The sequence below is a fragment of the Amycolatopsis sp. NPDC004368 genome (assembly GCF_053602515.1).
Genome location: NZ_JBSGDT010000047.1, coordinates 1 through 20,768, shown reverse-complemented (window position 1 = coordinate 20,768; position 20,768 = coordinate 1). Strand labels below are relative to the sequence as shown.

The following is a 20,768-nucleotide window of genomic DNA, read 5'->3' as shown; positions in this document are numbered from 1 at the left end:
GGAACACAGCTCACTGGCAGGCAAGCCAGGAACGCCTCAGGGCACACTGGTCCCGAAGCGTGTGGCCGACTCTAACAGCTTCCTGGGGCGCGCCCGCAGCGCGTGTGCGTTTTCCGGCTCGGCCTGCCCTCGAAGCCCTGAGCCGACGCCGCAGGTTGGACCGTTCGCAGGCGAAATGATCACCTGTTCGGCCGCGGTCGTCGGTAGGTTCCCGGTGGTCGCTACACGAAGGACGCGCGGCTACCACGAGGGTTGCTTCGTTGCGAGGCAACGGATTGCGCTACGAGCGAACTCACGGAGCCAGCCGTCGGGTGGCGGTGAACCGGCACTGTGGACGAACGCGGAAAACGACTCGGGCCCACCCGGCTGTTCGCTGGGTGGGCCCGAGTCGTACGTCGGTACCGAGTTGCCTCAGTCGCCTCAGTTGGTGGTGGCGGTGCCACCGGCGGCTTCGAGCTTCTCCTTGGCAGAGCCGGAGAAACCGTCCGCGGTGACGTCCAGCTTCACGCCGTTGAGGTCACCGTTGCCGAGAACCTTCACGAGGCTGCCCTTGCGGACGAGACCCGCCGCGACGAGCTCCTCGACGCCCACCGTGCCACCGTCCGGGAAGACGCGGGCGATGTCGCCCACGTTCACCGGCTGGTACTCGGTGCGGAAGCGGTTCTTGAAGCCACGCAGCTTCGGCAGCCGCATGTGGATGGGCATCTGCCCACCCTCGAAGCCGGCGGGCACGTTCTTGCGGGCCTTGGTGCCCTTGGTGCCGCGACCGGCCGTCTTGCCCTTGGAACCTTCACCACGGCCCACGCGGATCTTGTCGCGCTTGGCGCCCGGAGCCGGACGCAGGTGGTGGATCTTGATGGCGGTCATGACTGGACCTCCTCGACCTCCACGAGGTGGCGGACGGCCCGGATCAGGCCGCGCACCTCGGGGGTGTCTTCACGCACAGTCGACTGGCGAATCTTGTGCAGCCCGAGGGTGCGCAGCGATTCGCGGTGTTCGTGCTTCGTGCCGATCTTGCTCTTGATCTGGGTGACCTTCAGCTGAGCCATGTCAGACCCCCTGGCCCGCGCGCTGGCGCAGCATCCGGGCCGGCGCGACGTCCTCGAGCGGGAGACCGCGGCGGGCCGCGACCTCTTCGGGACGCTGCAGACCCTTCAGGGCCGCCACGGTCGCGTGCACGATGTTGATCGCGTTGTCGGAGCCGAGCGACTTCGACAGCACGTCGTGGACACCGGCGCACTCCAGCACCGCGCGGACCGGGCCACCGGCGATGACGCCGGTACCGGCCGACGCCGGACGCAGGAGCACCACACCGGCGGCTTCCTCACCCTGGATCGGGTGGGGAATGGTGCCGCCGACGCGAGGCACGCGGAAGAAGTTCTTCTTCGCTTCCTCGACGCCCTTGGCGATGGCCGCGGGAACTTCCTTGGCCTTGCCGTAGCCGACGCCGACCTGGCCGTCACCGTCGCCGACGACGACGAGAGCGGTGAAGCTGAAGCGACGACCACCCTTGACGACCTTCGCGACGCGGTTGATCGTCACGACCTTCTCGAGGTGCGGGGTCTTGTCCTGGGCCGCCCCGCCACGGCCGCTGTCGCGCCGGTCCCGGCGGTCGCGACGGTCACCGCGGTCGTTGCCGCCCTGACCGCCCGGTCCGCCCTGGCCGCCGCCGAATTGCCGCGTACGTCCCGGCATCAGGCTTTCCTTCCATTGACGAGCATCTGCATCAGAATTCCAACCCCGCCTCACGGGCAGCGTCGGCGAGGGCGGCGATGCGGCCGTGGTAGGCATTGCCACCACGGTCGAACACCACGGCCGAGATCCCGGCCGCCTTGGCGCGCGCGGCGACGAGCTCGCCGACCTTCGCGGCCTTGGCCTTCTTGTCGCCGTCGGTCGCCCGGACGTCCGCCTCGAGGGTGGACGCGGACGCCAGGGTGTGGCCGGCGAGGTCGTCGATCACCTGCACGGCGATGTGCCGCGAGGACCGCTTGACGACCAGGCGCGGACGAACCGGCGTGCCGCTGACCTTCTTGCGCAGGCGGAAGTGCCGACGGGTCTTCGCGACGCGGCGGCGGGTCGAGATGTCCTTGCCGACCGGCTTGCGCTTCGTGGTAGTCGTGTCGCTCATGATCACTTACCCGTCTTTCCGACCTTGCGGCGGATCTTCTCACCCTCGTAGCGCAGGCCCTTGCCCTTGTACGGGTCGGGGCGGCGCAGCTTGCGGATGACCGCGGCGATCTGGCCGACCTTCTGCTTGTCGATGCCGGACACCGAGAACCGGGTGGGCGACTCGACCGTGAAGGTGATGCCCTCCGGCGCCTCGATCTTCACCGGGTGGCTGTAGCCGAGGGCGAACTCGAGGTCCGAACCCTTGGCCTGCACGCGGTAACCGACGCCGTGGATTTCCATCTTCTTCTCGTAGCCGGCGGTGACACCGACGACGAGGTTGTTCACCAGCGTGCGGCTGAGACCGTGCAGCGCCTTGGAGGTGCGCTCGTCGTCCGGACGCTTCACCTGCAGCGTGCCGTCTTCACCGCGCTCGACGGTGATGGGCTCGGCGAGGGTGTGCTCGAGGGTGCCCTTGGGCCCCTTGACCTGAATGTGCTGACCGTTGATGGTCACCTCGACCCCGGAGGGGACGGCGACCGGCAGCTTTCCGATGCGTGACATGTCTGTGCCCCCTTCCTTACCAGACGTAGGCGAGGACTTCGCCGCCCACGTTGTTGCGCTTGGCCTGACGGTCGGTCTGCAGGCCGCCGGACGTCGAGATGATCGCGACGCCGAGGCCACCCAGCACGGACGGCAGTTCGGTCGATTTTGCGTACACCCGCAGACCCGGCTTGGACACGCGCCGGAGGCCGGCGATGCTGCGCTCACGGTTGGGGCCGTACTTCAGCTCCACGATCAGGTTCTTGTGCTTCTCGCCCGGCTCGTCGCGGTAGCCCGCGATGTAACCCTCGCGCTTGAGGATCTCGGCGATGTTCGCCTTGATCTTCGAGTGGGGAAGCACGACCTCGTCGTGGTACGCCGAGTTCGCGTTGCGCAGACGCGTCAAGAAGTCTGCGATGGGGTCGGTCATCGTCATGGTGACCTGTCAACCTTTCTCGCCTGGTTCCCCACCCTCTCGGGTGGGGCCTGTGGCGAACTGGGAAATAGTTTCGAGCCTCTTACCAGCTGGACTTGTGGACACCGGGCAGCTCGCCCGCGTGCGCCATCTCCCGGAGACAGATCCGGCAGAGCCCGAACTTGCGGTACACCGAGTGCGGCCGACCACAACGGTTGCAGCGGGTGTAACCCCGCACGGCGAACTTCGGCTTCTTGGCGGCCTTGTGGACCAGCGCTTTCTTGGCCATCGGCTCAGTTCTCCTTGAACGGGAAGCCGAGCTTGCGCAGCAGCGCCCGGCCCTCGTCGTCGGTGGTGGCGGTGGTGACGACCGTGACGTCCATGCCGCGCGGACGGTCGATGGCGTCGGGGTCGATCTCGTGGAACATCGACTGCTCGTTGAGACCGAACGTGTAGTTGCCGTTGCCGTCGAACTGCTTGCCGGACAGGCCGCGGAAGTCGCGGATACGGGGCAGCGCGATGGTGAGCAGCCGGTCGAGGAACTCCCACATCCGGTCGCCGCGCAGCGTCACGCGCGCGCCGATCGGCTGGCCCTCGCGCAGCTTGAACTGCGCGATGGACTTGCGGGCCTTCCGGACTTCCGGCTTCTGGCCGGTGATCAGCGACAGGTCGCGGACAGCACCCTCGATGAGCTTGCTGTCGCGGGCCGCGTCACCCACACCCATGTTCACGACGACCTTCACGACGCCGGGAATCTGGTGCACGTTGGGGATGGCGAACTCCTTCTGGAGCTCACCCTTGATCTCTTCGCGGTACCGGGTCTTCAGACGCGGCACGATCTTCTCTGCGGTGGTCATGTCAGATGTCCTTGCCGTTCCGGCGCGAGACCCGGACCTTCTTGCCGTCCTCGCCGATGCGGTAGCCCACGCGGGTCGGCTTGCCGTCCGAGTCCACGACCATCACGTTCGACACGTGGATGGGCGCTTCCTGGGTCACGATGCCACCGGACTGCGCACCACGCTGGGTCTGGGTGATCCGGGTGTGCTTCTTGATCCGGTTCACGCCCTCGACCAGCACGCGGTCGCGCTCGGGGTAGGCCTGGATGACCTTGCCCTTGGCGCCTTTGTCCTTGCCGGCGATGACGACGACCGTGTCGCCCTTCTTCACCTTCATCACAGCACCTCCGGCGCGAGCGAAATGATCTTCATGAACTTTCGGTCGCGCAGCTCGCGGCCCACCGGGCCGAAGATGCGGGTGCCACGGGGCTCGTTGTCGTTCTTGATGAGCACAGCGGCGTTCTCGTCGAAGCGGATGTAGGAACCGTCCGGACGACGACGCTCCTTCACCGTGCGGACGATGACCGCCTTGACGACGTCGCCCTTCTTCACCCCGGCAGCCGGGATGGCGTCCTTCACGGTGGCGACGATGATGTCGCCGATACCCGCGTAGCGCCGCCCGGAGCCACCGAGAACACGGATGCAAAGAATTTCCTTAGCACCGGTGTTGTCGGCGACCCGAAGCCGCGACTCCTGCTGGATCACGTCAACTCCTGTATGTCGCGCTGGTTCTCGCCTGCCGGCGAGCCTTGCGGAACCAAGGACTCCGAAGAGCCCTGCTTACTTGGCCTTCTCCACGACCTGCACCAGACGCCAGCGCTTCGTCGCCGACAGCGGCCGGGTCTCCATCAGGGTGACCCGGTCGCCCACGCCCGCCTCGTTGTTCTCGTCGTGCACCTTGACCTTGGTGGTGCTGCGCAGAACCTTCGAGTAGCGCGGGTGCTTCTTGCGGTCCTCGAGCTCGACCACGATCGTCTTGTCCATCTTGTCCGAGACGACGTAGCCCTCGCGCACCTTGCGGTAGTTGCGCACGAGCTTCTCGGTGGTGGGCTCGCTCATGCGGCACCTTCACTTTCGGCGTCGGGGGCCACGGACAGGCCGAGCTCACGCTCACGCATGACCGTGTAGATCCGCGCGATGTCCGTGCGGACGGTGCGCAGCCGACGGTTGTTGTCCAGCTGCCCGGTGGCCATCTGGAAGCGGAGGTTGAAGAGCTCCTCCTTGTATTCCTTCAGACGCAGCACGAGCTCTTCCGCGGTGAGCTCACGCAGCTCCGATGCCTGGACGGCTCCGTTCGCCATCAGAACTCACCACCTTCACGGGTCACGATGCGGCACTTCATGGGCAGCTTGTGGATCGCGCGACGGAGCGCCTCGCGGGCGGTCTCCTCGTTCGGGAACGAGATCTCGAACATCACGCGGCCCGGCTTCACGTTGGCGATCCACCACTCGGGCGAACCCTTACCGGAACCCATGCGGGTTTCCGCCGGCTTCTTGGTCAGCGGGCGGTCCGGGTAGATGGTCGTCCACACCTTGCCGCCACGCTTGATGTGACGGGTCATGGCGATACGAGCGGACTCGATCTGCCGGTTCGTCACGTAGCTGTGCTCAAGCGCCTGGATGCCGTACTCGCCGAAGCTGACCTTCGTACCGCCCTTGGCGGCGCCGTGGCGCTTCGGGGAGTGCTGCTTCCGGTGCTTGACCCTGCGCGGGATGAGCACGTCTCAGCCCTCCGTCTTTTCTGCGGTCTCGGCAGCCGGGGCCGCCTCGGTCGCCACGGGCGCCGCGTCGTCGTTCTTCGCGGCGGCAGCTGCGCGACCGGCTTCGGTCGAGGTCGCCGTCGTGCCCGAGGCGCCGGAGCGGCGCGGGCGGGACGGACGGTCACCGCGGTCGCGGCGCGGGGCCCGCTCGGCGGCCGCGGCGGCGTCGCGCGCCTCGCGGGCCTTGAGGCCACCCACCAGCTCGCCCTTGTAGATCCACACCTTCACGCCGATGCGACCGAACGTCGTCTTGGCCTCGAAGAAGCCGTAGTCGATGTCGGCGCGCAGCGTGTGCAGCGGAACCCGGCCGTCGCGGTAGTGCTCGGAGCGGGACATCTCGGCGCCGCCGAGACGACCGCCGCACTGCACGCGGATGCCCTTGACCTGTGGCGACCGCATGGAGGTCTGGATCGCCTTGCGCATCGCGCGGCGGAACGCCACGCGGTTGCTCAGCTGCTCCGCGACACCCTGAGCGACGAGCTGGGCGTCGGCCTCGGGGTTCTTGACCTCGAGGATGTTGAGCTGGACCTGCTTGGCGGTCAGCTTCTCCAGCGCGCCACGGATCCGGTCGGCCTCCGCGCCGCGACGGCCGATGACGATGCCCGGCCGGGCGGTGTGGATGTCGACGCGGACGCGGTCACGGGTGCGCTCGATCTCGACCTTGGAGATGCCGGCGCGCTCCATGCCCGTGGACAGCAGCTTGCGGATCTTCACGTCCTCGGCCACGTACTCCGAGTACTGCTTGTCGGCGTACCAGCGCGACTTCCAGTCCGTGGTGATACCCAGGCGGAAGCCGTGCGGGTTGATCTTCTGGCCCACTACCGGCCACCTGCCTTCTTCTTGCTCTGCGCCTTCTTCACGTCGGCCTTCGGACGCGACTCCACCTCGACGGTGATGTGGCTGGTCCGCTTGCGGATCCGGTACGCGCGGCCCTGGGCCCGCGGGCGGATGCGCTTGAGGGTCGGGCCCTCGTCGGCGTACGCGTTCTTGACCCAGAGCGTCTCCGGGTCGAGCTGAAGGTTGTTCTCGGCGTTGGCCACGGCGCTGGCGAGCACCTTCGCGACCGGCTCGCTGGCCGCCTGGGGGGCGAACCGGAGCACGGCCAAGGCGTCGGCGGCGCTACGTCCCTTGATGAGCTCGATCACCCGGCGCACCTTGGTCGGCGAGTCCCGGACGAAGCGAGCCCGCGCGTAAGCCGTAGGCAGTTCAGCCTCGACTGTCGCGTCGTTCTGGGCGTTCATCGCTACTTCCCTTGTCTTGTTTCGTGCCCGCTCAGCGGCGGCGCGACTTGCGGTCGTCCTTGATGTGGCCCTTGAAGGTCCGCGTCGGGGCGAACTCGCCCAGCTTGTGACCCACCATGGCCTCGGTGACGAACACCGGGACGTGCTTGCGGCCGTCGTGCACGGCGATCGTGTGACCCAGGAAATCCGGGATGATCGTCGAGCGACGCGACCAGGTCTTGATCACGGTCTTCTTGTTGGCCTCGTTGAGCGCGTCCACCTTCTTGAGCAGGTGGTCGTCCACGAAGGGCCCCTTCTTAAGGCTGCGTGGCATGTTCTTCTACCTCCCTGCTCAGCGCTTGTTCTTGCCGGTGCGACGGCGGCGGACGATCAACGAGTCGCTCGCCTTGCGGCGACGCGTGCGGCCCTCGGGCTTGCCGTTCGGGTTCACCGGGTGGCGACCACCGGACGTCTTGCCCTCACCACCACCGTGCGGGTGGTCGACCGGGTTCATGACGACACCACGGACGGTGGGGCGCTTGCCGCGCCAGCGGTTGCGACCCGCCTTGCCCCAGTTGATGTTCGCGTGCTCGGAGTTGCCCACCTCGCCGACGGTCGCGCGGTTGCGCACGTCGACGTTGCGGATCTCACCCGAGGGCAGCCGGAGCTGGGCGTAAGGCCCGTCCTTGGCCACCAGCTGCACGCGGGCGCCGGCGGAGCGCGCCATCTTCGCGCCGCCACCGGGGCGGAGCTCGATCGCGTGGACCACGGTGCCGACCGGGATGTTGCGCAGCGGCAGGTTGTTGCCCGGCTTGATGTCGGCGCGCGGGCCGTTCTCGACGGTGTCGCCCTGCTTCAGCTTGTCCGGCGCGATGATGTAGCGCTTCTCGCCGTCGGCGTAGTGCAGGAGCGCGATGCGCGCGGTGCGGTTGGGGTCGTACTCGATGTGCGCGACCTTGGCCGGCACGCCGTCCTTGTCGTTGCGACGGAAGTCGATGACGCGGTAGGCGCGCTTGTGGCCGCCACCCTTGTGACGGGTGGTGATCTTGCCCGACGAGTTGCGACCGCCCGAACCGCTCAGCGGACGCAGCAGCGACTTCTCCGGCGTGGAGCGGGTGATCTCGGCGAAGTCCGAGACGCTCGAACCGCGACGACCCGGGGTCGTCGGCTTGTACTTGCGGATGCCCATTGTCAGCTCAGTCCTTTACGCGGTGGGTCCGCCGAAGATCTCGATCGCCTTGCTCTCAGGCGAAAGAGTCACGATGGCGCGCTTGGTGTCCTTGCGCTTGCCGAAGCCCGCGCGAGTCCGCTTCCGCTTGCCCTGACGGTTGGCCGTGTTGACGCTGACCACCTTGACACCGAACACCTTCTCGACCGCGATCTTGATCTGGGTCTTGTTGGCGTCCGGGCGGACGATGAACGTGTACTTGTGGTCCTCGAGCAGCCCGTAGGACTTCTCGGAGATGACCGGCGCGAGCAGGATGTCGCGGTGGTCCGGAATGGCGACCGAGCTCACTTCTCGTCACTCCCTTCCGAAACTTCGCCCGACCGCGCGGAGGCCTTGACGGCCTTGCCACGGGCGGGGCCTGCGACGAACGCGTCGTACGCGGCCTTGGTGAACACGACGTCGTCGTTGACCAGCACGTCGTAGGTGTTGAGCTGGTCCGCCCAAAGCAGGTGGACCTCGGGGAGGTTCCGCAGGGAGACCCAGGACAGCTCGTCGGCCCGGTGCAGCACCACGAGCACGCGCTTCGCCTGCGTGACGGCGGCGAGCACGGTCTTGGCGGCCTTGGTCGACGGCTTCTCGCCGGTGACCAGCTCGGTCACGACGTGCAGCTGCCCGGCGCGCGCCCGGTCGGAGAGAGCGCCACGGAGAGCGGCGGCCTTCATCTTCTTAGGGGTGCGCTGCGTGTAGTCACGCGGCGTGGGGCCGTGGACGACGCCACCGCCGGCGAACTGCGGCGCGCGGGTCGAACCCTGGCGGGCACGACCGGTGCCCTTCTGCCGGTACGGCTTCTTGCCGCCACCGGAGACCTCACCACGGGTCTTCGTGTCGTGCGTGCCCTGGCGCGCGGCGGCCAGCTGGCCGATCACGACCTGGTGCATCAGCGCGATGTTGGCCTGCACGTCGAAGATCTCCGCGGGGAGGTCGACCGTGCCGTCGGCTTTACCGGCCGGGGTCTTCAGCTCGACGCTTGTCATTCGGATTTACCACCCTTCGCGGCGCTGCGAACGAACAGCAGGCCGCCCTTGGGACCGGGCACCGCGCCCTTGATCAGCAGCAGGCCGTCTTCGGCGCGCACGGCGTGCACGGTCAGACCCTGCGTGGTGACCCGGTCGGAGCCCATCCGGCCCGCCATGCGCAGGCCCTTGAAGACGCGGCCGGGGGTGGCGCAGCCACCGATGGAACCCGGCTTGCGGTGCACGGCCTGGGCACCGTGGCTCGCGCCCTGGCCCTTGAAGCCGTGGCGCTTCATGACACCGGCGTAGCCCTTGCCCTTGCTGGTACCGGTGACGTCGACCTCGACGCCGGCGGCGAACACCTCGGCGGTGATCTCCTGACCGACCTCGTAGGTGTCCGCGTCGGTGGTACGCAGCTCGGCGAGGTAGCGCCGCGGGGTCACGCCCGCCTTGTCGAAGTGGCCGGTGCGCGGCTTGTTGACCCGGCGCGGGTCGACCGCACCGAAGGCCAGCTGCACGGCCGCGTAGCCGTCCTTGTCCTGGGTCCGAACCTGGGTGACCACGTTCGGACCGGCCTTCACGACGGTGACCGGGACAACCCGGTTCTGCTCGTCGAAGACCTGGGTCATGCCGAGCTTGGTGCCCAGGATGCCCTTCATCTGCCTGTCAGACATGAGTCTCTTACTCTCCGCCGCTCGCCAGCCGCTGCTACTGGATGTTGACGTCGACGCTCGCCGGCAGGTCGATGCGCATGAGCGCGTCGACCGTCTTCGGCGTCGGGTCGAGGATGTCGATCAGACGCTTGTGGGTGCGCATCTCGAAGTGCTCGCGCGAGTCCTTGTACTTGTGCGGCGAGCGGATGACGCAGTAAACGTTCTTCTCGGTGGGCAGCGGCACCGGCCCGACAACACGGGCGCCGGTGCGCGTGACCGTCTCCACGATCTTGCGCGCCGAGGTGTCGATCGCCTCGTGGTCGTAGGCCTTGAGCCGGATGCGGATCTTCTGTCCCGCCATGGTGGCTGCTCGTTCCTTCGTCGTCTCGTGCCGCTTGTCTCGTCAACCCGGGCCTGAGCCCCGGTTTCAGCAGTTCAACGGCCCTGTCCCCGGTCCACGCGGTCGGGCGTGTCGCGCCCGACGCACAGACCGATCCCGTGGGATCGTCCTGCCTGGTCTTCCTCAACGTGAGGAGGCCGCGAGTCGGCTTCGCTGCACCGCTACTGCACAACAGCGCCGCCGGCCACTTGGCCTTTGCCCGCTAGCCTCACCCCGAAGGAAGAGCTGGACGGACCGTGGCCGCTCGTACAGGGGCGGCCGGAACCCCGTGAGTCAATCGAACAACTCGAGGATTCGGCCGCCCCGGGACGAGCAACCTGAATAGTGTCGCACACGTGAGTTGACGCCCCTGACCCGGGGGTGTAATGACCTCAGGTCAGGGGCGTCGACGTCACTTGATGATCTTGGTGACCTGGCCCGCGCCCACGGTCCGGCCACCCTCGCGGATGGCGAAACGCAGGTTCACGTCCATCGCGACCGGCTGGATCAGCTGGACCGAGATGTCGGTGTTGTCGCCCGGCATGACCATCTCGGTGCCCTCGGGGAGGGTCACGACGCCGGTCACGTCGGTGGTGCGGAAGTAGAACTGCGGGCGGTAGTTGTTGAAGAACGGGGTGTGACGGCCACCCTCGTCCTTCGACAGGATGTAGACCCGGCCCTCGAAGTCGGTGTGCGGGGTGGTGGTGCCCGGCTTCACGACGACCTGGCCGCGCTCGACGTCCTCGCGCTTGATACCGCGGACGAGGAGGCCGACGTTGTCGCCCGCCTGGCCCTGGTCCAGCAGCTTGCGGAACATCTCGACACCGGTGACGGTGGTCTTGGTCGACTTGTCGCGGATACCCACGATCTCGACCTCTTCGTTCACGTTGACCACGCCACGCTCGACGCGGCCGGTGACGACGGTGCCGCGACCGGTGATGGTGAAGACGTCCTCGATCGGCATGAGGAACGGCTTGTCGAGCTCACGCACCGGGTCCGGCACGTTGTCGTCGACGGCGGTCATGAGCTCGAGGACGGCCTCGGCCCACTTCTCGTCACCCTCGAGAGCCTTCAGGCCCGAGACGCGCACGACCGGCGCGTCGTCGCCCGGGAACTCCTGCGAGGACAGCAGCTCGCGGACCTCGAGCTCGACGAGCTCCAGGATCTCCTCGTCGTCGACCATGTCGGCCTTGTTCAGCGCGACAACGATGTAGGGCACGCCGACCTGACGGGCGAGCAGCACGTGCTCACGCGTCTGCGGCATCGGGCCGTCGGTCGCCGCGACCACGAGGATCGCGCCGTCCATCTGGGCCGCACCGGTGATCATGTTCTTGATGTAGTCCGCGTGACCGGGGGCGTCCACGTGGGCGTAGTGGCGCTTCTCGGTCTGGTACTCGACGTGCGAGATGTTGATCGTGATACCGCGCTGGCGCTCTTCGGGCGCGTTGTCGATCTGGTCGAACGCACGCGACTCGTTGAGCTCGGGGTACTTGTCGTGCAGAACCTTGGTGATCGCCGCGGTCAGCGTGGTCTTGCCGTGGTCGACGTGACCAATGGTCCCGATGTTGACGTGCGGCTTGCTCCGCTCGAACTTCGCCTTCGCCACTGGAATGTCCTCCTGGACTGATTTCGCTTTGTGCTCACCGGCCGGCGTGGCTGCCGGCCGGCGATTTTTTCTCGTCTTTGCTGCGGACGTTCAGGAGTGATCCTTATGCCCGCGAGCGAGGGGGAACTACTCCCCCGTCGCCTTCGCGATGATTTCCTTCGCGACGTTCGCGGGAACCTCGGCGTAGGAGTCGAACACCATCGAGTAGTTCGCGCGACCCTGGGTGCGAGACCGCAGGTCGCCCACATAACCGAACATCTCCGACAGCGGCACCAGTGCCTTCACGACACGGGTACCGGCGCGCTCCTCCATGGCCTGGATCTGGCCACGGCGGGAGTTGAGGTCACCGATCACGTCACCCATGTAGTCCTCGGGAGTCGTGACCTCGACGGCCATCAGCGGTTCGAGGATGACCGGGCCGGCCTTCTTCGCGGCTTCCTTCATCGCCATGGAACCGGCGATCTTGAACGCCATCTCCGAAGAGTCGACCTCGTGGTACGCGCCGTCCAACAAGGTGAACTTCAACCCGACGAGCGGGTAGCCGGCCAGCACGCCGTACTGCATGGCGTCCTGTGCGCCCGCGTCGACCGACGGGATGTACTCCCGCGGCACGCGGCCACCGGTGACCTTGTTGTCGAACTCGTAGAGTGCACCGTCGGTCGTCTCGAGCGGCTCCAGCTTCACGATGACCTTCGCGAACTGGCCGGAACCACCGGTCTGCTTCTTGTGCACGTAGTCGAGCTTGTCGACGGTCCGCTTGATCGTCTCGCGGTAGGCGACCTGCGGCTTACCGATGTTCGCCTCGACCTTGTAGTCGGACTTCATGCGGTTCACCAGCACCTCGAGGTGCAGCTCGCCCATGCCCGCGATGATCGTCTGGCCCGTGTCCTCGTCGAGCTGGACCTGGAAGGTGGGGTCTTCCTCGGCCAGCTTCTGGATCGCCAGCGACAGCTTCTCCTGGTCGGCCTTCGTCTTCGGCTCGATGGCCACGCGGATGACGGGATCCGGGAAGGTCATCGACTCGAGGACGACCGGGTTCTGCGGGTCGGCCAGCGTGTCACCGGTCGTGGTGTCCTTCAGGCCGATGACCGCGTAGATGTGGCCGGCCTGGGCCTCCTCGACCGGGTTCTCCTTGTTGGAGTGCATCTGGAAGAGCTTGCCGATGCGCTCCTTGCGCTCCTTGGTCGCGTTGACGACCTGGGCGCCCGCGGAGACCTTGCCCGAGTAGACCCGGATGTAGGTCAGCTTGCCGAAGAACGGGTGCGCGGCGATCTTGAACGCGAGCGCGGAGAACGGCTCGTCGACCGACGGCTTGCGCTGGGCCGGCGTCTCGCCGTCGGGCAGCGTGCCCTCGACGGCCGGCACGTCCAGCGGGGACGGCAGGTAGTCGATGACCGCGTCCAGCATCGGCTGCACGCCCTTGTTCTTGAACGCGGAGCCGGTGAGCACCGGGTACGCCTCGCGCGCGACGGTGAGCTTGCGGATGCCGGCCTTGATCTCGGCTTCCGTGAGCTGCTCGCCCTCGAGGAACTTCTCCATCAGGGAGTCGTCGGTCTCGGCGATGGCCTCGACCAGCTTCTCGCGGTACTCGGCGGCGCGGTCGGCGAGCTCGGCGGGGATGTCCTCGATCTCGTAGTCCTCGCCCTTGCTCACCTCGCCCCGCCAGGTCAGCGCCTTCATGCGGACGAGGTCGATGACACCCTCGAAGTCGTTCTCGGCGCCGATCGGCAGCTGGATGACCAGCGGCCGGGCACCGAGGCGCTCCTCGATGGTGCGCACGGTGAAGTAGAAGTCGGCACCCAGCTTGTCCATCTTGTTGACGAAGCAGATGCGCGGGACTTCGTACTTGTCCGCCTGCCGCCAGACCTGCTCGGACTGCGGCTCGACACCTTCCTTGCCGTCGAAGACGGCCACGGCGCCGTCGAGCACGCGGAGCGAGCGCTCCACCTCGACGGTGAAGTCGACGTGCCCGGGGGTGTCGATGATGTTGATCTGGTGATCGGCCCAGAACGTGGTGGTGGCAGCCGAGGTGATGGTGATACCCCGCTTCTGCTCCTCCTCCATCCAGTCCATGGTGGCGGCGCCGTCGTGGACTTCGCCGATCTTGTAGTTGATCCCGGTGTAGAACAGGATCCGCTCGGTGGTGGTGGTCTTACCGGCGTCGATGTGCGCCATGATCCCGATGTTGCGGACCTTGTTCAGGTCGGTCAGCACTTCACGTGCCACGAGAGTGTTCCCCTGTCTCGAGCGTGGGGCCCGGCATGGCTTGGATCGGCAGCCGGGCGGTCATCACCAGCGGTAGTGCGCGAAGGCCTTGTTGGACTCGGCCATCTTGTGCGTGTCTTCACGACGCTTGACGCTGGCGCCAAGGCCGTTGCTCGCGTCGAGCAGCTCGTTCTGCAGCCGCTCGATCATGGTCTTCTCGCGGCGAGCCTGCGAGAAGGAGACCAGCCAGCGCAGGGCCAGCGTGGTGGAGCGGCCGGGCTTGACCTCGATCGGCACCTGGTAGGTGGCACCACCGACGCGGCGGCTCTTCACCTCGATGGTGGGCTTCACGTTGTCGAGCGCGCGCTTCAGCGTGACGACCGGGTCGGTGCCGGTCTTCTCGCGAGCGCCTTCCAGCGCGCCGTACACGATGCGCTCGGCCAGCGACCGCTTCCCGTCCTTCAGCACCTTGTTCACCAGCTGGGTGACCAGCGGGGAGGCGTAGACGGGGTCGGAGATCAGAGGCCGCTTCGGGGCCGGTCCCTTGCGGGGCATTAGCTCTTCTCCTTCTTCGCGCCGTAGCGGCTGCGCGCCTGCTTGCGGTTCTTCACACCCTGGGTGTCGAGCGAACCGCGGATGATCTTGTAGCGAACACCAGGCAGGTCCTTCACCCGGCCACCACGCACGAGCACCATCGAGTGCTCCTGCAGGTTGTGACCTTCACCGGGGATGTACGCCGTGACCTCGATGCCGCTCGTCAGCTTCACGCGAGCAACCTTGCGCAGAGCGGAGTTCGGCTTCTTCGGGGTCGTGGTGTACACGCGGGTGCACACGCCACGACGCTGCGGGCTCCCCTTGAGGGCCGCGGTCTTCTGCTTGGCAGCCTTGTCCTGGCGGCCCTTGCGGACCAGCTGCTGGATCGTGGGCAATGGACCAGCTTTCTGTCGCGATCTTGCTGCTTCTTCGTGTCTTCACCGGCCCCCGCGGTCGGGCGTGTCGGCCCGCGTCACGGTCTCTCGACCGGTACTTTCCCGAAGGGGTTTTCCGTCGGAACCCCACGTGGACGAGGCCGGTGAACCGGGTGCGCGAGCACCCCGCTCATGCCGTACGGCACGCGGAGCGGCCCGACGCCTGCCGGGCACGGTCTCCAAAGATACCCGGCCACTTGACGGGCGGTCCGGGCGGGGGGTCCGAAGGGACGGCGACCGCCCATCGTAACCCCAGATAGGGGCTCTGCGGCCAGAGCGACGCCGGGTTCGCCGAACGGGTCCCGTTGTGTGGAACGTGACGGACGTCCCCGCTATTCCTCGTCCGGCTTCGCGTGGTCGGGCCGCCCCGGGTTCGGGTCGCGCGACAGATCGATCAGCGGGTGGACGCCGGCCCCCTCAGGCGCGGCGTGGTGGCCCTGGGTTTCCTGCTGCCCCTCTTCAGGCCGGTCGGCGGTGCCGTTGCCGTCCATGACGCACTCCTCAAGTCGGTTTCCCTGCGGCTCGCACGCTACCCATTCCACGAACGGGTGACACACGGGGACTGGACGTCGCTTTGCCGAGGTGATCGACTTGCCCGTTAACCAGTGGACACGCGGCCGACCATGATTCCGTGACGACGAACTGGACGATCACGCCGATTTCCGTCGACCACTTCGACGCGCGCGCGATCCTGCGCGAATACCTCACGGACGTCGCGAGCCGCTACTGGGGCCGCCCGGCCACCGAAGCCGAGGTCGACCAGGCCCTGGCCGACGAGCCGGGCACCGATCTCGTCGCCCCGACCGGCGCGTTCCTCGTCGCCCGCCTGCCCGACGGCACCGTGGCCGGTTGCGCCGGCACGCGCGTGGTGCGGCCGGGGCTGAACGAGCTCACGAAGGTCTACGTGCGCCCGGAGCACCGCGGCCGGGGTGGCGGCGCGCGGCTCGTCGCGGCGGCCGAGGACGCGGTGCGCTCGCTCGGCGCCGAGGTGCTGCGCCTCGACACCCGCCACGATCTCGTCGAGGCGCGGGCGCTGTACGCGCGGATCGGGTACACAGAGGTCGAACCGTTCAACGACGACAAGTACGCGGAGCACTGGTTCTCGAAAACGCTGGGGTGAAAGGGTTCCGGCCCGTCCACACTGGATTTTCCTTGTCCACAAAGGATCTTCTGGGTCGAGCCGGTGCGCGGGTACCGCCATCACCCCGTCCGGGAAAAATTCACGACTTCGCAGCGCGAACACGACAGAAGCGGCATAATCCCGCACGTCCGTACGCATGCGCACGTGAGGGGGCCGCCGTGTCGGCTGAGCTCGATCGGCTCGTCGCCGAGTTCGAGAAGTTCCAGACCAGGATCAAACAAGCCGAGGCGAGCTTCGCCAAGGTCGGCGACATGCAGGACGAGGTGACGGCGCTCGAGGCCACCGCCACGTCCCCCGACCGCGCCATCACGGTCGTCGCGGGCGCCGGCGGGTCCGTGAAGGACATCCGGCTCACCGCCGACGCCCTGCGCCGGCAGCCGCAGCAACTGGCCGCGACGATCCTGTCCACTCTGCACCGCGCCGTCGCCGACGCCACGCTGAAGCAGGCCGGCATCGTCGACGCGCACGTGGGCGCCGCCTTCGGCATCGACGTGTCGGGCCAGGTCCTCGAAGCCCAGGCCGAAGCGATGGGAACCACAGCCGAAGAGCTGAAGTCCAAAGCCTCGGAAGCGGAGCCGGCACCCCGCCCCCTCTCCGACGACGACCTCGAACACGGCGACATCCTGCGCCGCGACGAGCCCCCGGCCGCTCCCCCGCCGCCCCCACCGGCCAAACCGACCGACGACGGCGTCCGCCGCCTGTGGGACCACGAGGAGGACTGATGGCACACGACGTGGATCCGCAGATCCTGAAGACCTACGCCTCCAGCACGCTGCCGCACTACAAGGACGAGACGACCAAATTCGGCAACCTCGTGAACCAGGCCGACGTCACGGACAAGTCGTGGGGCCTGATCGGGCTGGCGGTGAAGCAGACGTACACGAGCAAGCTCGACGACCTGCGCCAGATGCTCGAACTCATGAAAACCGGCGTCGACACGCTCGGCGGGAAGATGAACCAGGCCGCGGAGATCTACGACGGCCACGAGAAGGACACCGTCATGACCTTCGGCAAGTTCAAGGCGAACATCGACGGACCGCTCTGAGCAGGGGGAGACCGAAATGGCCGACAGCATCGCCGACGGCGTCAAACTGAAGCCGGAAGAGGACGGCGCCTGGAAAACCGTCAAGGACGTCGGAGAGAAAACGCCGTTCATCGGAAAGGGCGTCGAAGGCGTCAACCGGGCCGTCGAGAACTTCGGCGACGCCGAGGACGCCGGCGACTTCGCCGCGGCCACCGGCCAGATGCTGCAGGACGGCGCGGGCTTCGTCGCGAACGCCGCGATGGATGTGGCGAGCTTCGCGCTCGACCCCGTCGGCTGGTTGGTGAGCAACGGGCTCAACATGCTTCTCGAGCTCATCTCGCCACTGCAGGACGCGCTGCACTTCGTGACCGGCGACGGCGACTCGCTGAAGGACGCGGCCGGAAACTTCAGCCAGATCGGCGAAGGCTTCGTCAAGCTCGGCGACGACTTCGCGAAGAAGGGCAAGGACGAGCTGCGGACCTGGGTCGGCGATGGCGGCGAAGCCGCGCGCAAGTCCCTGGACCAGTTCTCCGAGGGCATCAAGGGCGTCGGTTCGACCGCGGGCGGCATCGCCGAGACGCTCCAGATGTGGTCGATGGTCATGACCGTGATCGAGGAGGTCGTGAAGGCGATCATCAGCGAGCTGGTCAGCTGGCTGATCTACATCTGGCTGCCGGCGCTGGCCGCCTCGATCGTGAGCCTCGGCTCCTCCGTCGCCGCGGCGATGACCGCCTCGATCGCGAAGGCGGCCAGTGCGTTCACGAAGATCACCTCGAAGCTCGGGAAGCTCGGCGAGCTGCTCCAGAAGTTCATGACCTTCCTCGCGAAGTGGACCGACGACCTGATCAAGCAGGGCCGCAAGCTCACCCCGTCGGGTGGCGCGGGCATGACGCCGGGCATGGAGAAGGCCGCCACGGGCGCGCTCGCCTCGGCGACGAACTCCCGCGGCGCGGCGACGGTCGAGGCCCTCAAGGAGTCGGTCAAAGCCGGCGGTGAAGAGGCCCTCAAGGGCGTGACCGGCGTGAAGCTCGGCGACCTCGACAAGGGGTCGGCCTACAACGGCAAGGCCGGTTTCGACTTCGCGAACAAGGCGATCGACAACACCCGCGACATCGTGGGTTCCCGCGGCGGCAGCGATGCGGCCGGCTACCACTCCGAAGAGGACACCCGCGAGAACCTGGACATGGACCAGTAGATGGACTTGTTCGAGCCGTGGTTCATCGTCGGCGGTTTCGCGTTGGGCTTCGCGCTGCTGTGGCTCGCGGGCCGGCTTGAACGGCGCAACGGTGTGGCCGCGACCGGGTGTTACGTCCTGTGCGGGGCCGTGTGCTCCGTGACGGCGCTGTACTGGCTTTCGGCGGGCACCGGCAGCGTCGTGCCCCAGCTGCTGTGGATCGCGTTCCCGGTGGCGTTCGCCGCGCTGGTGGCGTGGCGGGCCTGGCGGCAGCGCACGTGGATCGCCCGGATCGCGGGCTCGACTGGCCGGCAGACGTTCGGGGTGCTCCCCCACCTCGGCCGGGGGGTGGCGCTCGACCACCCGGATCCCGGTCCCGTGCGCACGAAGGTCGAGTTCGACCAGCAGGGCCACCGGGTACTGGGCACCGAGTACTCGAGCAACCCGATCAACCCCGAGGAGCCGGGCGCCGCGATCGGCAGGGTCGCGGAGCAGATCGACTCGATCAACTCGTCGGTGCAGCTGCGGATCCCGAAGGTGCCGGCGCTGGTGATCTCGCCGCGGACCGGGGCGTTCGAGCCGGAGCACTTCACCCCGCTGGAAGACGCGCGGATCACCCGGAACTCGTTCGGCTGGCTGAAGCCCGATCTCGGGCTGGACACATTCGAGGTCGACGCCGAGTTCGACCGCCGGTTCACGGTGACCACGTCCGATCCGGAGTTCGCCGCGGCCGTGCTGACCACTGAGGTGCGCGCCTTGCTGCTGCGCGACCTGTGGTTCCGCGTGCACTCGGTGGCTTTCCACGGCGACGCGATGTGGACCACCGAGTCGGGCGCGCTCACCGAAGACCGCGTGTTCGGCAACTCGCGCCGGCTGGCGATGCTGGCCGCGGCCGTGCCCGCGCCGGTGTGGGAGGTCTGGGGCGGGGACAAGGCGTTCGCCGCGCTGGCCGCCGGTTCCGACACGAGCTACAACTCCTGGAACGGCGGCCGCGGCGGGTTCCTGCGGACACCGGTCAACCGCTTCCGCGAGGCCGCGGACCGGCAGCCGGTCACGTCGGTGTCGCTGACCACCCGCACGGTGATCGCGCTGGCCCTCACGCTGCTCGGGCTGCTGCCGGTCCTGAACTCCCTGACCGCACTGGTCAACGTGTCGCCCCAGACCCATCTGACCGTTCTCGAAGCGCACGAAGGCTACGCCGGCGACTGTGCTCCCGGGCGCGGCGGCTGTACCGGCAGCAACGACTGGGTCCGCGGCAGCTACGTCCTCGACGGCACGACCCACGTCGTGTCGACCGAATGGATCGACCAGCTGCCCGCCAAGGGCGATGTGGTCGACGTGGAGATCGGGCCGATCTGGTGGCACCCGGTCCTGGAAAGCAGTTACGCCGCGGTGATCGTGCTGCTCCTCGCCCTGCTGCCGCTGCTGGCGGGCGTGTTGCTCGCCAAGGCCACTTACCGGCCGAGGCCGCCCCGGCGCCTCAGGAAGCTGCGCAAGGCCCAGGAACCGGCCGTCTCGTAAGCCCGGCCGGCTACAGCCGCGTGCCGCAGTCGCCGCAGAAGACGGCGCCGGCTTGGGAGGGTTTGCCGCATTCGGTGCAGTGGACCGTGGGGGCCAAAGACGAGCCGCAGGCGGCGCAGAACTTGCCGCCCTCGGCCTTCACGCCGCAGCTGGGGCAGGTGAGGTGGGCGCGGGTGTCGAGGTCGAGGTCGCGGGTCCAGTCGCGCTCGGTGGCGCGGTTCCAGATCTGGTCGCGCTGGGCGGCGGCCTGGGCGCGCGAGACCTCCTCGGCGACGCTGGGCGAGCAGCGTAGGCACTGGCCGATCTCGGTGTTCCAGCACTGGTCCGCGCACATCCAGTCGCTGCAACCGCGGCACTGGCGGAAGCTCGGCGAGATCTCCTTGACCGCGGCCGCGAGCGCGCGGTCCTTCGCGGCGGAGTTCGTGGCGCGGTCGTAGCGCCACTGGTCGGCCGAGTAGCTCAGGTCCTGCAGCTTGCCGCCGAAGAACGAGCCCACCGCGCGAAGCACACCGCGGCCGGTTTCGACCGCGTCGCGCTGGAAGGCCGAGCGGAAGCCGTTGCCGCAGCGTTCGCAGCGGAACTCGAACTGGTAGCCCTGGGTGTTGGAGAGATCCGAGAAGTTGTCCGTGAACGGCACGACGTCAGCCACGGCTGCCACGCTAGGTCCGCGCCACCGGCCCCGGGACCGTAGAAGTGCCGACAACAACGCGACTACCGAACGCATTCATCTCAGCTGAACGGCAGCACAAGAGAAAGGCCCCCGCCCCGGAAACCCGGGTGAAGTGGGCCCCGAAAGTTGGACTCGGTAATTGAGAGTCTAGGCAGCGAGGGTCTGGGTACACCGGAGACGACAACCCCAGCTCAGTGGCCAGCTGGGCGGCCAGCTCTCCGGACAGGAAACGCTGCACCGCCAGAAGCTTGAAAAGTACGACGCCTTGCTGGACTTGCTCACCAGCGCAAGCCTGCCATGCATCTTCCATCGTCGATACAGCTTCTGCACTGGCCAGCGGGACACCCCATCGACCTCGCTGTCGAGG

General features: G+C 67.5%; 32 protein-coding genes. 5 read left to right on the top strand and 27 right to left on the bottom strand.

All coding sequences use genetic code 11. The annotated features are described in order from the left end of the window. Positions 1-420 precede the first annotated feature (420 nt). The 26 genes from rplO to ACWEOE_RS37845 all read right to left on the bottom strand — a co-directional run bounded on the left by rplO (position 421) and on the right by ACWEOE_RS37845 (position 15,362). Positions 421-867, bottom strand: a complete 447-nt coding sequence (gene rplO, locus ACWEOE_RS37970; protein WP_452017968.1) for a 50S ribosomal protein L15 — start codon at positions 865-867, stop codon at positions 421-423. Further along, positions 864-1,049 carry a 50S ribosomal protein L30 gene (gene rpmD, locus ACWEOE_RS37965; RefSeq protein ID WP_452017966.1) on the bottom strand — a complete coding sequence of 62 codons (186 nt, stop codon included), beginning with the start codon at positions 1,047-1,049 and terminating at the stop codon, positions 864-866. The genes rplO and rpmD overlap by 4 nt, the downstream gene beginning before the upstream one ends. 1 nt (position 1,050) lies before the next feature. Further along, positions 1,051-1,695, bottom strand: coding sequence for a 30S ribosomal protein S5 (rpsE, locus tag ACWEOE_RS37960; RefSeq protein WP_004558874.1), 645 nt, complete (start codon positions 1,693-1,695; stop codon positions 1,051-1,053). Between the two features lie 31 nt (positions 1,696-1,726). After that, a complete protein-coding gene (gene rplR, locus ACWEOE_RS37955) occupies positions 1,727-2,134 on the bottom strand; it encodes a 50S ribosomal protein L18 (protein WP_452017965.1) in 408 nt (135 codons plus the stop codon). Beyond that, positions 2,131-2,670: a 50S ribosomal protein L6 gene (gene rplF / locus ACWEOE_RS37950; protein ID WP_452017963.1), complete on the bottom strand. Its 540-nt coding sequence runs from the start codon at positions 2,668-2,670 to the stop codon at positions 2,131-2,133. Before rplF ends, rplR begins: the two co-directional genes overlap by 4 nt. 16 nt (positions 2,671-2,686) lie before the next feature. Further along, positions 2,687-3,085, bottom strand: coding sequence for a 30S ribosomal protein S8 (gene rpsH / locus ACWEOE_RS37945; RefSeq protein ID WP_220246088.1), 399 nt, complete (start codon positions 3,083-3,085; stop codon positions 2,687-2,689). Positions 3,086-3,167: 82 nt separating this feature from the next. Continuing rightward, positions 3,168-3,353, bottom strand: coding sequence for a type Z 30S ribosomal protein S14 (locus ACWEOE_RS37940; RefSeq protein ID WP_326568105.1), 186 nt, complete (start codon positions 3,351-3,353; stop codon positions 3,168-3,170). 4 nt (positions 3,354-3,357) lie between these two features. Next, positions 3,358-3,921, bottom strand: a complete 564-nt coding sequence (gene rplE, locus ACWEOE_RS37935; protein WP_452017960.1) for a 50S ribosomal protein L5 — start codon at positions 3,919-3,921, stop codon at positions 3,358-3,360. A 1-nt stretch (position 3,922) separates the two neighbouring features. Then, positions 3,923-4,237, bottom strand: a complete 315-nt coding sequence (gene rplX / locus ACWEOE_RS37930) for a 50S ribosomal protein L24 (RefSeq protein ID WP_204091700.1) — start codon at positions 4,235-4,237, stop codon at positions 3,923-3,925. Continuing rightward, a complete protein-coding gene (gene rplN / locus ACWEOE_RS37925; RefSeq protein ID WP_004558867.1) occupies positions 4,237-4,605 on the bottom strand; it encodes a 50S ribosomal protein L14 in 369 nt (122 codons plus the stop codon). Before rplN ends, rplX begins: the two co-directional genes overlap by 1 nt. Positions 4,606-4,680: 75 nt before the next feature. Beyond that, a complete protein-coding gene (gene rpsQ / locus ACWEOE_RS37920; RefSeq protein ID WP_326568103.1) occupies positions 4,681-4,959 on the bottom strand; it encodes a 30S ribosomal protein S17 in 279 nt (92 codons plus the stop codon). Next, a complete protein-coding gene (gene rpmC, locus ACWEOE_RS37915; protein ID WP_452017958.1) occupies positions 4,956-5,201 on the bottom strand; it encodes a 50S ribosomal protein L29 in 246 nt (81 codons plus the stop codon). The genes rpsQ and rpmC overlap by 4 nt, the downstream gene beginning before the upstream one ends. Then, a complete protein-coding gene (gene rplP / locus ACWEOE_RS37910) occupies positions 5,201-5,620 on the bottom strand; it encodes a 50S ribosomal protein L16 (protein WP_004558864.1) in 420 nt (139 codons plus the stop codon). The genes rpmC and rplP overlap by 1 nt, the downstream gene beginning before the upstream one ends. Positions 5,621-5,623: 3 nt before the next feature. Beyond that, entirely contained in the window at positions 5,624-6,478 is an 855-nt protein-coding gene (gene rpsC / locus ACWEOE_RS37905) for a 30S ribosomal protein S3 (RefSeq protein ID WP_452017956.1), read from the bottom strand. Beyond that, positions 6,478-6,900, bottom strand: coding sequence for a 50S ribosomal protein L22 (rplV, locus tag ACWEOE_RS37900; protein WP_452017954.1), 423 nt, complete (start codon positions 6,898-6,900; stop codon positions 6,478-6,480). The genes rpsC and rplV overlap by 1 nt, the downstream gene beginning before the upstream one ends. 31 nt (positions 6,901-6,931) lie before the next feature. Beyond that, positions 6,932-7,213, bottom strand: coding sequence for a 30S ribosomal protein S19 (gene rpsS / locus ACWEOE_RS37895; protein ID WP_153035997.1), 282 nt, complete (start codon positions 7,211-7,213; stop codon positions 6,932-6,934). An 18-nt stretch (positions 7,214-7,231) separates the two neighbouring features. Continuing rightward, complete coding sequence (gene rplB, locus ACWEOE_RS37890) at positions 7,232-8,068, bottom strand: 50S ribosomal protein L2 (protein ID WP_452017951.1); 837 nt, start codon at positions 8,066-8,068, stop codon at positions 7,232-7,234. Positions 8,069-8,083: 15 nt separating this feature from the next. Then, positions 8,084-8,395 carry a 50S ribosomal protein L23 gene (rplW, locus tag ACWEOE_RS37885; protein ID WP_220246080.1) on the bottom strand — a complete coding sequence of 104 codons (312 nt, stop codon included), beginning with the start codon at positions 8,393-8,395 and terminating at the stop codon, positions 8,084-8,086. Further along, positions 8,392-9,081 (bottom strand): 50S ribosomal protein L4, encoded by a 690-nt coding sequence (gene rplD / locus ACWEOE_RS37880; protein ID WP_452017949.1) that lies wholly within the window; start codon positions 9,079-9,081, stop codon positions 8,392-8,394. The genes rplW and rplD overlap by 4 nt, the downstream gene beginning before the upstream one ends. Then, positions 9,078-9,734, bottom strand: coding sequence for a 50S ribosomal protein L3 (gene rplC / locus ACWEOE_RS37875; protein ID WP_452017947.1), 657 nt, complete (start codon positions 9,732-9,734; stop codon positions 9,078-9,080). The genes rplD and rplC overlap by 4 nt, the downstream gene beginning before the upstream one ends. A 34-nt stretch (positions 9,735-9,768) precedes the next feature. Beyond that, on the bottom strand, positions 9,769-10,074 hold the full coding sequence (rpsJ, locus tag ACWEOE_RS37870; RefSeq protein WP_003102098.1) for a 30S ribosomal protein S10: 306 nt from the start codon (positions 10,072-10,074) through the stop codon (positions 9,769-9,771). A gap of 430 nt (positions 10,075-10,504) precedes the next feature. Then, positions 10,505-11,698 (bottom strand): elongation factor Tu, encoded by a 1,194-nt coding sequence (gene tuf / locus ACWEOE_RS37865; RefSeq protein ID WP_452017945.1) that lies wholly within the window; start codon positions 11,696-11,698, stop codon positions 10,505-10,507. A gap of 126 nt (positions 11,699-11,824) precedes the next feature. Beyond that, positions 11,825-13,924, bottom strand: a complete 2,100-nt coding sequence (fusA, locus tag ACWEOE_RS37860; protein WP_452017943.1) for an elongation factor G — start codon at positions 13,922-13,924, stop codon at positions 11,825-11,827. A 63-nt stretch (positions 13,925-13,987) separates the two neighbouring features. Continuing rightward, positions 13,988-14,458 carry a 30S ribosomal protein S7 gene (gene rpsG / locus ACWEOE_RS37855; RefSeq protein WP_007031033.1) on the bottom strand — a complete coding sequence of 157 codons (471 nt, stop codon included), beginning with the start codon at positions 14,456-14,458 and terminating at the stop codon, positions 13,988-13,990. Then, positions 14,458-14,832 (bottom strand): 30S ribosomal protein S12, encoded by a 375-nt coding sequence (gene rpsL / locus ACWEOE_RS37850; RefSeq protein ID WP_003102113.1) that lies wholly within the window; start codon positions 14,830-14,832, stop codon positions 14,458-14,460. Before rpsL ends, rpsG begins: the two co-directional genes overlap by 1 nt. Before the next feature lie 371 nt (positions 14,833-15,203). Further along, positions 15,204-15,362, bottom strand: a complete 159-nt coding sequence (locus ACWEOE_RS37845) for a hypothetical protein (protein ID WP_452017941.1) — start codon at positions 15,360-15,362, stop codon at positions 15,204-15,206. Between the two features lie 140 nt (positions 15,363-15,502). Here ACWEOE_RS37845 and ACWEOE_RS37840 point away from each other — a divergent pair, with 140 nt between their 5' ends. The 5 genes from ACWEOE_RS37840 (at position 15,503) to ACWEOE_RS37820 (ending at position 19,731) form a co-directional block, all read left to right on the top strand. Further along, positions 15,503-15,991: a GNAT family N-acetyltransferase gene (locus tag ACWEOE_RS37840; protein WP_452017939.1), complete on the top strand. Its 489-nt coding sequence runs from the start codon at positions 15,503-15,505 to the stop codon at positions 15,989-15,991. A 179-nt stretch (positions 15,992-16,170) separates the two neighbouring features. Continuing rightward, the gene (locus ACWEOE_RS37835; RefSeq protein WP_452017937.1) at positions 16,171-16,734 is read left to right on the top strand and encodes a YbaB/EbfC family nucleoid-associated protein; all 564 of its coding nucleotides are present in this window, start codon (positions 16,171-16,173) and stop codon (positions 16,732-16,734) included. Further along, the gene (locus ACWEOE_RS37830) at positions 16,734-17,057 is read left to right on the top strand and encodes a hypothetical protein (RefSeq protein ID WP_366575807.1); all 324 of its coding nucleotides are present in this window, start codon (positions 16,734-16,736) and stop codon (positions 17,055-17,057) included. The genes ACWEOE_RS37835 and ACWEOE_RS37830 overlap by 1 nt, the downstream gene beginning before the upstream one ends. A gap of 16 nt (positions 17,058-17,073) precedes the next feature. Further along, positions 17,074-18,231, top strand: a complete 1,158-nt coding sequence (locus ACWEOE_RS37825) for a hypothetical protein (RefSeq protein WP_452017935.1) — start codon at positions 17,074-17,076, stop codon at positions 18,229-18,231. Next, positions 18,232-19,731: a hypothetical protein gene (locus tag ACWEOE_RS37820; RefSeq protein ID WP_452017933.1), complete on the top strand. Its 1,500-nt coding sequence runs from the start codon at positions 18,232-18,234 to the stop codon at positions 19,729-19,731. It begins immediately after the preceding gene. Between the two features lie 10 nt (positions 19,732-19,741). On the opposite strand, the gene ACWEOE_RS37815 is transcribed toward ACWEOE_RS37820, so the two are convergent. Beyond that, entirely contained in the window at positions 19,742-20,380 is a 639-nt protein-coding gene (locus ACWEOE_RS37815; protein ID WP_452017931.1) for a zinc ribbon domain-containing protein, read from the bottom strand. Positions 20,381-20,768: the final 388 nt, after the last annotated feature.

Coding starts and splice junctions, on each gene's coding strand:
- rplO (WP_452017968.1), bottom strand. CDS start 867: ATGACCGCCATCAAGATCCACCACCTGCGTCCGGCTCCGGGCGCCAAG.
- rpmD (WP_452017966.1), bottom strand. CDS start 1,049: ATGGCTCAGCTGAAGGTCACCCAGATCAAGAGCAAGATCGGCACGAAG.
- rpsE (WP_004558874.1), bottom strand. CDS start 1,695: ATGCCGGGACGTACGCGGCAATTCGGCGGCGGCCAGGGCGGACCGGGC.
- rplF (WP_452017963.1), bottom strand. CDS start 2,670: ATGTCACGCATCGGAAAGCTGCCGGTCGCCGTCCCCTCCGGGGTCGAG.
- rpsH (WP_220246088.1), bottom strand. CDS start 3,085: ATGACGATGACCGACCCCATCGCAGACTTCTTGACGCGTCTGCGCAAC.
- ACWEOE_RS37940 (WP_326568105.1), bottom strand. CDS start 3,353: ATGGCCAAGAAAGCGCTGGTCCACAAGGCCGCCAAGAAGCCGAAGTTC.
- rplE (WP_452017960.1), bottom strand. CDS start 3,921: ATGACCACCGCAGAGAAGATCGTGCCGCGTCTGAAGACCCGGTACCGC.
- rplX (WP_204091700.1), bottom strand. CDS start 4,237: ATGAAGGTGAAGAAGGGCGACACGGTCGTCGTCATCGCCGGCAAGGAC.
- rpsQ (WP_326568103.1), bottom strand. CDS start 4,959: ATGAGCGAGCCCACCACCGAGAAGCTCGTGCGCAACTACCGCAAGGTG.
- rpmC (WP_452017958.1), bottom strand. CDS start 5,201: ATGGCGAACGGAGCCGTCCAGGCATCGGAGCTGCGTGAGCTCACCGCG.
- rplV (WP_452017954.1), bottom strand. CDS start 6,900: ATGAACGCCCAGAACGACGCGACAGTCGAGGCTGAACTGCCTACGGCT.
- rpsS (WP_153035997.1), bottom strand. CDS start 7,213: ATGCCACGCAGCCTTAAGAAGGGGCCCTTCGTGGACGACCACCTGCTC.
- rplB (WP_452017951.1), bottom strand. CDS start 8,068: ATGGGCATCCGCAAGTACAAGCCGACGACCCCGGGTCGTCGCGGTTCG.
- rplD (WP_452017949.1), bottom strand. CDS start 9,081: ATGACAAGCGTCGAGCTGAAGACCCCGGCCGGTAAAGCCGACGGCACG.
- rplC (WP_452017947.1), bottom strand. CDS start 9,734: ATGTCTGACAGGCAGATGAAGGGCATCCTGGGCACCAAGCTCGGCATG.
- rpsJ (WP_003102098.1), bottom strand. CDS start 10,074: ATGGCGGGACAGAAGATCCGCATCCGGCTCAAGGCCTACGACCACGAG.
- rpsG (WP_007031033.1), bottom strand. CDS start 14,458: ATGCCCCGCAAGGGACCGGCCCCGAAGCGGCCTCTGATCTCCGACCCC.
- ACWEOE_RS37845 (WP_452017941.1), bottom strand. CDS start 15,362: ATGGACGGCAACGGCACCGCCGACCGGCCTGAAGAGGGGCAGCAGGAA.
- ACWEOE_RS37830 (WP_366575807.1), top strand. CDS start 16,734: ATGGCACACGACGTGGATCCGCAGATCCTGAAGACCTACGCCTCCAGC.
- ACWEOE_RS37825 (WP_452017935.1), top strand. CDS start 17,074: ATGGCCGACAGCATCGCCGACGGCGTCAAACTGAAGCCGGAAGAGGAC.
- ACWEOE_RS37820 (WP_452017933.1), top strand. CDS start 18,232: ATGGACTTGTTCGAGCCGTGGTTCATCGTCGGCGGTTTCGCGTTGGGC.